Source organism: Verminephrobacter aporrectodeae subsp. tuberculatae At4 (genome assembly GCF_000193225.1).
Classification (GTDB): Bacteria; Pseudomonadota; Gammaproteobacteria; order Burkholderiales; family Burkholderiaceae_C; genus Acidovorax; species Acidovorax aporrectodeae.
On record NZ_AFAL01000715.1, the window covers coordinates 1 to 7124 of the forward strand.

Sequence of the window (7124 nt, forward strand, 5' to 3'; positions counted from 1 at the left end):
ACGGTTCAGCCGCACCACCTTGCGCGGCGAGACCGGAGGCAACGCGTTCACGGTGGATTTCCGCCGCACCGCGCCTGCCCGTGGCACCGCCCCGCTGCGCTTTGACACCAGCGTGGCCTGAACCCCGTGAACCGTCCTGCCATGGTAGCGCCCACCGCATCCATCCTCGTCGTAGACGACGAACCCGATCTGTGCACCCTGTACGAGCTCACCCTGCTGCGCGAGGGCTACCGCGTGGAGACCGCGTCCAGCGTGCAGGAAGCGCGCGTGCAACTCCAGGCCCAGCGCTTCGACGCCGTGATCACCGACATGCGCCTGCCCGACGGGTCCGGAATGGAATTGCTCCAGGACCTGCGCGAGCAGCAGCGCCGCGAGCGCTGTGTGGTCATGACCGCGTACGGGTCTGCGGAAAACGCCGTCGAGGCCCTGCGCTCGGGCGCATTCGACTACCTGACCAAGCCCGTGGACCTGAAACAGTTCCGCTCCGTGGTGGCTTCGGCCGTGCAGGGAACGGGCGGCGTCCCGGCGCCGCGCACCCCGCGCACGGGGGGCCGGCCGGCAGCCGCTGCCGAGAACGCCGGCGCGGCGGCGCTGGAGCGGCTGGTGGGCCAATCCGAGACCCTGCGCAACGTCAAGCAACGCGTGGCCAAGGTCTCGCGCGGCATGGCGCCGGTGCTCATTCATGGCGAATCGGGCACCGGCAAGGAACTCGTCGCGCAGGCGCTGCACGCCAACAGCCAGCGCGCGGACGGCCCCCTGGTGGCCGTGAACTGCGGCGCGATTCCGGAGAACCTGCTCGAAGCCGAATTCTTCGGCGCGCGCAAGGGCTCGTACACCGGGGCCACCCAGGACCGTGACGGTTACTTCCAGGCCGCGCGCGGAGGTACCCTGTTCCTGGACGAAATCGGCGACCTGCCCCTGGCCATGCAGTCCAAGCTGCTGCGCGTCATTCAGGAGCGCAGCGTGCGCCCGCTGGGCTCGACCCAGGAAGAGACCGTGGACGTGCGCATCGTCAGCGCCACCCACCGGAACCTGGCAGCGGATGTGCAATCGGGCCGCTTTCGGCAGGACCTGTACTACCGGCTGAACGTGATCGAGATCCTGGTCCCCCCGCTGCGCGAGCGGCGTGAGGACCTGCCCGCGCTGTGCACCGCGCTGCTGGCGCGCATCGCGCAGGATTCGGGAATGCCGGTTCCCACGCTCACGCAACGCGCCCTGGGCGCCATCGCCGCGCATCCGCTGACCGGCAACGTCCGGGAGCTGGAAAACCTGCTGCACCGTGCCGTGGCGCTGAGCGATGGCGATGAACTGCATGTGGACTGGCCCGCGAACACGAGCGCGGCCGTGGCCGCAGTGGCGGTGGCGGTGGCGCGCGGCGCGCAGTCCCCCGCAGAGCCTGCGGACCCCGCGGTGCCCCGCACCGAGCCGCCGAGCAGCCCCGCGCTGTCCGCCGTGGTCCGCACGATGCCCCTGCCCCATGACCTGCAGGCTTGGCTCGACCAGCAGGAGCGCGAGATCCTGGTGCGCGCGCTGCGCGAGGCGGGGTTCAACCGGACCGCCACCGCCGCCCGGCTGGGAATCAGCCTGCGGCAGATACGCTATCGCATCGCCCGCCTGAACATCACGCTGCCCAACGATCAGCAGGAGCCGCATGACGACATCGGATGACGCGCCCGCGCGTGCCGCTGCGTTCCCCTGGGCCGGAGGCTGGCACGGCTCGGCGACAAGGCTGGCCTCTCCCAACCAGGCAATGCGTCCGGTGCCGCCGGCATCGGTCGACCTGATCGTGCTGCATTCCATCAGCCTGCCGTCGGGAGAATTCGGCACGGGAGCCGTCCAGCAGCTGTTCATGAACACCCTGGACTGGGATGCGCATCCCTCCTATCAGAGCATCCGCGGCCAGCGGGTCTCGGCGCATTTCTTCATTCAACGCAGCGGTGCGCTCTGGCAGTTCGTGGACTGCGATCTGCGCGCCTGGCACGCCGGGCGGTCCTCGTACCGGGGGCGCGGCGAGTGCAACGACGACTCCATCGGCATCGAACTCGAAGGCATCGAAGGCCTGTACTTCGAACCCGCCCAGTACCGGACGCTGGTCACGCTGTGCCGGGACATTGCGCTGCGCTACCCCATCGAGCACGTCGCCGGGCACGAGCACGTCGCCCCCGGCCGCAAGCAGGACCCGGGTGCCGGATTCGACTGGGCGCAGTTGCAGCACGCGCTGGACTGGCCCCGGTGCCGGTTTCCGCCGGATGCATGTTCCGCCGTGCGCTGACTGTGCTGCAGCGCAGCGGCGGCGGCGGGTTCCGTCCAGCGAAACCCACAGACCGGATGGGGTCTATTGCAGGCCGCGAGCTTGCCTTCTGGTCGCGGCGGCGTACACTACGGGTAGTGTATTGGACCCACAGGACACACCATATATAGCGTTTGACAGACCAGAGTCCGGCGCACTACCGACGAAAGAGATCATCCATGCAAGCCGCATCCAGTACCCCGTCCACCGCCCACGCACCGACTGCCCCGAACCCTTCCCAAGCTTCCCAAGCAGGGCCGCCAGCGGCCGCAGCCGACGACCCGTTCGCGCACTACCAGATCATGCGGCGCAACGGCAGCGTCGTGCCGTTCGAGCCGCAGAAGATCGCCGTCGCCATGATGAAGGCCTTTCTCGCGGTCCACGGAACGCAGGGCGCGGCGTCGGCCAGCGTGCGCGAGATCGTCGATACCCTGACGCACAACGTCATCCGCGCGCTGATGCGCTCGCGCCCCGGCGGCGGCACCTTCCACATCGAAGACGTGCAGGACCAAGTGGAACTCGGCCTGATGCGCGGCGGGCACCACGATATCGCGCGCGCCTACGTGCTGTACCGCGAGCGCCGCGCCCAGGAGCGCGCGCGCCAGGCCGGGCCGCAGTTGGCCGCGGTGTCCGCGACCCGGCTGCACGTGCTCGACGGGGGCGTGCGCGTCGCGCTCGAGCCGGGCCGGTTGCAGGCGCTGATCGAATCGGCCTGCGTGCATCTGGGCGCCAACGTGTCGGCCGAACCCATCGCCGCCGAAACCCTGCGCAACCTGTACGACGGCGTCCCCATGGACGAGGTCTACAAGGCGGCGATTCTGGCGGCGCGCACGCTGATCGAAAAAGACCCCGGCTACAGCTACGCCACCGCGCGCCTGCTGCTGCACACCATCGTGCGCGAGGTGCTGGGCCGCGAAGTGGCGCAGGACGCCATGGGCCAGGCCTACGTCGGCTACTTTCCCGAATGCATCAAAAAGGGCGTGGACAACGGCCTGCTCGACGAGCGCCTGCTCCAGTACGACCTGCAGCGCCTGGGCGCTGCCCTCGACGCCGGGCGCGACCTGAAGTTCGACTACCTCGGCCTGCAGACCCTGTACGACCGCTACTTCCTGCACATCGAGAAGGCCCGCATCGAACTGCCGCAGACCTTTTTCATGCGTGTCGCCATGGGCCTGGCGCTGCATGAAACCGATCGCGAAGCCCGCGCCATCGCGTTCTATGAAGTGCTGTCGTCGTTCGACTTCATGTCGTCCACGCCCACGCTGTTCAACAGCGGCACGCTGCGCCCGCAGCTCTCGAGCTGCTACCTGACCACGGTGCCCGACGACCTCGACGGCATCTACGAATCGATCAAGGAAAACGCGCTGCTGTCCAAGTTCGCCGGCGGCCTGGGCAACGACTGGACGCGCGTGCGCGCGCTGGGCAGCCACATCAAGGGAACCAACGGCCAATCGCAGGGCGTGGTGCCGTTCCTCAAGGTCGTCAACGACACGGCCGTGGCCGTGAACCAGGGCGGAAAACGCAAGGGCGCGGTCTGCACCTACCTCGAAACCTGGCACCTGGACATCGAGGAATTCCTGGAACTGCGCAAGAACACCGGGGACGACCGGCGCCGCACGCACGACATGAACACGGCCAACTGGATCCCCGACCTGTTCATGCGCCGCGTGATCGAAAAGGGCCCCTGGACACTGTTCTCGCCCTCGAGCGTTCCGCAGTTGCACGAGCTCTTCGGCGCCGACTTCGAGAAGGCCTACGTCGCCTGCGAGGAAAAGGCCGCGCGCGGCGAAATCCGGCCCGCCAAGACGGTGCAGGCCAGCGACCTGTGGCGCAAGATGCTGAGCATGCTGTTCGAGACCGGCCACCCCTGGATCACCTTCAAGGACGCGTGCAACCTGCGCTCGCCCCAGCAGCACGTCGGCGTGGTGCATTCGTCGAACCTGTGCACCGAGATCACGCTCAACACCAGCGACAGCGAAACCGCCGTCTGCAACCTCGGCTCGGTGAACCTGCTGCGGCACCTCAAGGACGGCGGGATCGACCACGAGAAGCTGAAGAAAACCATCACCGTCGCCATGCGCATGCTCGACAACGTGATCGACATCAACTACTACGCCGTGCGCAAGGCGCGCGACTCGAACCTGCGCCACCGCCCCGTGGGCCTGGGTGTGATGGGCTTTCAGGACAGTCTGTACGAACTGCGCATCCCCTACGCCTCGCAAGAGGCCGTGGAATTTGCCGACCAGTCGATGGAGGCCATCTGCTACCAGGCCTACTGGGCATCGACCGAACTGGCGCGGGAACGCGGCAGATACTCCAGCTACAAAGGCTCGCTGTGGGAACGCGGCATCCTGCCCCTGGACACGTTGGACATGCTTGCCAACGCCCGCGGCGGCCACGTGGAAGTGGACCGGTCGGCGACGCTGGACTGGGACGCGCTGCGCAGGAAGATCGCGCAGGACGGCATGCGCAACGCGAACTGCGTCGCCATCGCCCCCACCGCGACCATCTCCAACATCGTCGGCGTGGACGCATCGATCGAACCCTCGTTCGGCAACCTGTCCGTAAAGTCCAACCTGTCGGGCGAATTCACCGTCATCAACGCCAGCCTGGTGCGCGACCTCGAGCGCCTGGGCCTGTGGGACGAGGTGATGATCATGGACCTGAAGCATTTCAAGGGCTCTTTGCAACCCATCGATCGCGTGCCGCAGGACATCAAGGCGCTGTACTCCACGGCCTTCGAGGTCGATCCCCAGTGGTTGGTGGAAGCCGCGGCGCGGCGCCAGAAGTGGATCGATCAGGCGCAAAGCCTGAACATCTACATGGCCGGCGCATCGGGCAGAAAGCTCGACGAGACCTACAAACTCGCCTGGGTGCGCGGTCTCAAGACCACGTACTACCTGCGCACGCAAAGCGCCACGCACGTCGAGATGAGCACCGTGAACACGCGCCAGCTCAACGCCGTTGCCTCGGGTGACGACAGCGGCGCAGCCGCTGCGCAGGATCGATCCGGCGCGCCGAAAACCGCCAGCGCAGCGGCCCTGCCCGCGACCGACATCCGGTTCTGCGTGCTCGACGACCCAGGCTGCGAAGCCTGCCAATGAGCGCGCGCAGGCATGACGCGGCCATCATCCACGGCATCGCTCCGGTGCTGTGAAGCAACAAAACCTTGCAGCACAACGCTCCAGTGCTTTTCTTTTCGCAGCACTGCTTTCATAATCCGCTCACTGGAAAATCTATGTTGACCTGGGACGAAGAAGTCAAGCCCTCAGCGCAAAATCAACAGGACGGCGGTCTGGACGACAACCGCTCGGCGGGACAGGCGCCCCCATCGCAGCAACCCGCAAGTGCCGCAGCAGCCACCGGCGCGCAGGCCGCGCCACGCCGCGTCAGGGCAGCCGACAAGCGCATCATCAACGGCCAGACCGACGTGAATCAGCTGGTGCCGTTCAAGTACAAATGGGCCTGGGAAAAATACCTGGCCTCTTGCGCCAACCACTGGATGCCGCAGGAAGTGAACATGACGCGCGACATCGCGTTGTGGAAGGACCCCCAGGGCCTGACCGACGACGAGCGCCGCATCATCAAGCGCAACCTGGGCTTCTTCGTCACCGCCGATTCGCTGGCCGCGAACAACATCGTGCTCGGCAGCTACCGCCACATCACGGCGCCCGAATGCCGCCAGTTCCTGCTGCGCCAGGCCTTCGAGGAAGCCATCCACACGCACGCCTACCAATACATCGTCGAGTCGCTGGGCCTCGACGAGAGCGAGATCTTCAACGCCTACAACGAAATCCCGTCGATCCGCGACAAGGACGCGTTCCTGATCCCCTTCATCGAGGCGATCATGGACCCCGGCTTTCGCACCGGAACGGCGCAGAACGACCAGACGCTGCTCAAGTCGCTGATCGTTTTCGCCTGCCTGATGGAAGGTCTGTTCTTCTATGTCGGCTTCACGCAGATCCTGGCCATGGGTCGCCAGAACAAGATGACCGGCGCCGCCGAGCAGTACCAGTACATCCTGCGCGACGAGTCGATGCACTGCAACTTCGGAATCGACCTGATCAACCAGATCAAGCTGGAGAATCCGCAGCTCTGGACGGCGCAGTTCAAGGCCGAGATCAAGGTCCTGTTTCTCGAAGCCGTGGAGTTGGAATACCGCTACGCAGAAGACACCATGCCGCGCGGCGTGCTGGGCATGAACGCCTCCATGTTCAAGGGCTATCTGCGCTACATCGCCAACCGCCGTGCCACGCAGATCGGCCTGGAGGTGCTGTTCCCCCACGAAGAAAACCCGTTTCCGTGGATGAGCGAAATGATCGACTTGAAGAAAGAGCGCAACTTCTTCGAGACCCGGGTGATCGAGTACCAATCAGGCGGCGCGCTGTCCTGGGACTAAGGCCTTGCGTATTTCATCGCCATGGATTTCCACACCACGCCCCGCACGGACAGCGCCGCAGAGCGCCGCCATGCGGGGCGTTCCCGTGTTCATGGGGATGACCCCATGAATCGCTTTCTGTCCACTGTAGACAGAAGGTGCTCTCTGCAAATTGAACCAAGGAGAACATGATGGCAACTGCAAAAAAACCGGCCGCGAAGAAGGCCACTCCCGCGAAGAAAGCTGTACCGGCAAAGAAGGTCGTAGCAGCGAAGAAGGCCGCACCGGCGAAGAAAGCCATGCCGGCGAAGAAGGCCGCACCGGCGAAGAAAGCGGTGCCGGCGAAGAAGGCTGCACCGGCGAAGAAAGCCGTGCCAGCGAAGAAGGCTGCACCGGCGAAGAAGGCCGTGCCAGCGAAGAAGGCTGCACCGGCGAAGAAGGCCGTGCCAGCGAAGA

At 65.9% G+C, this 7124-nt stretch carries 5 protein-coding genes; all 5 read left to right on the forward strand.

Translation table 11 applies throughout. The features are described from left to right. Positions 1-141 precede the first annotated feature (141 nt). A complete protein-coding gene (locus VTU_RS0120430) occupies positions 142-1668 on the forward strand; it encodes a sigma-54-dependent transcriptional regulator (RefSeq protein ID WP_010108060.1) in 1527 nt (508 codons plus the stop codon). Next, a complete protein-coding gene (ampD, locus tag VTU_RS0120435) occupies positions 1652-2272 on the forward strand; it encodes a 1,6-anhydro-N-acetylmuramyl-L-alanine amidase AmpD (RefSeq protein ID WP_029554608.1) in 621 nt (206 codons plus the stop codon). The genes VTU_RS0120430 and ampD overlap by 17 nt, the downstream gene beginning before the upstream one ends. Before the next feature lie 197 nt (positions 2273-2469). After that, complete coding sequence (locus VTU_RS0120440) at positions 2470-5394, forward strand: ribonucleoside-diphosphate reductase subunit alpha (RefSeq protein WP_029554609.1); 2925 nt, start codon at positions 2470-2472, stop codon at positions 5392-5394. Between the two features lie 134 nt (positions 5395-5528). Then, entirely contained in the window at positions 5529-6689 is a 1161-nt protein-coding gene (locus VTU_RS0120445) for a ribonucleotide-diphosphate reductase subunit beta (RefSeq protein ID WP_010108067.1), read from the forward strand. Between the two features lie 170 nt (positions 6690-6859). Beyond that, on the forward strand, positions 6860-7124 hold a 265-nt coding region (locus VTU_RS0120450; RefSeq protein ID WP_201766168.1), incomplete at its 3' end, for a hypothetical protein.